The sequence below is a fragment of the Halomonas gemina genome, assembly GCF_023554995.1.
Classification (GTDB): domain Bacteria; phylum Pseudomonadota; class Gammaproteobacteria; order Pseudomonadales; family Halomonadaceae; genus Halomonas; species Halomonas gemina.
The window spans coordinates 1-851 of record NZ_JAMJPK010000024.1 but is presented as its reverse complement, the minus strand read 5'-3'; the positions used below and the strand labels follow the sequence as shown (position 1 = coordinate 851).

General features: G+C 61.3%; 1 pseudogene. It reads left to right on the top strand.

Going from position 1 to position 851, the window contains the following annotated elements:
* Nucleotides 1–402: 402 nt before the first annotated feature.
* A pseudogene (locus tag M8009_RS18865) lies at nucleotides 403–736 on the top strand (transposase); the annotation flags it as partial.
* Nucleotides 737–851 lie beyond the last annotated feature (115 nt).

Here is an 851-nt window from a genome sequence, read left to right as displayed (position 1 = left end):
TCGTGCGGATTGGCGGCAGCGGCGCCCAGCGGGAGATCGTCGAAGATACCCTGCTCGTGTCGCTGATGCGCAGCGGCGAGGCGGACAAGGCACGGGCCCTGCTCGACAAGCGATTGCACCGCCGGCCGTCGCCGCGCGATACGCGCTGGCGTAATTCCCTCGTGTCCGGATAGGCCTTCTCCGCAGGCGTTCCCTGTTTCCCTGAGTCACGCCGAGTCTTGCATTCGCGTCTGCAAAGCTCGGCCATCTCGGCTCGATAGCTCTGAGAGAATATGCAGATGGCATCACTAGTCGAGGTGCTGATGGCCACGGCAGGCAAGGCCTCATTGAGGACATCAGCGACATGAACTCGAGCGTGGCTCTATGGATGCTCACCCTGATGCAAAGGCCTGCTGGTAGCTAGATACGATCTACAACAGCCAGACGATGCGCAACTTCTTCGGTAACGACCTGGCCATCGAGAGCGTGCCGGACGCGACAACGCTGCGGCGCTTTCGGCATCTGCTGGGGAAGCATGCCCTGACCCAGCGGATCTTCGATGCGGACAACGCCAACCTGGTAGCAGTGCCTGTTCATGCGCGAGGGCACCATCGTTGACGCCACCATCGTGGCGGCCGCGCCCTCCACCAAGAACCAGGCCAAGCAACGCGACCCGGAGATGAAGCAGACCAAGAAGGGCAACCAGTGGTGCTTCGGCATGAAGGCCCATATCGGCGTCGATGCCGTCACCCCGCTTCATTCACGAGGGCCCTGATCGGACGGTCTGAAGCTGCTGCCCGGCGGCTTCTGTCATCAGGATCGGTATCTACGCCGTGAGAGTTCGCTGAGTAATACCTGGATACTGCTTTTCT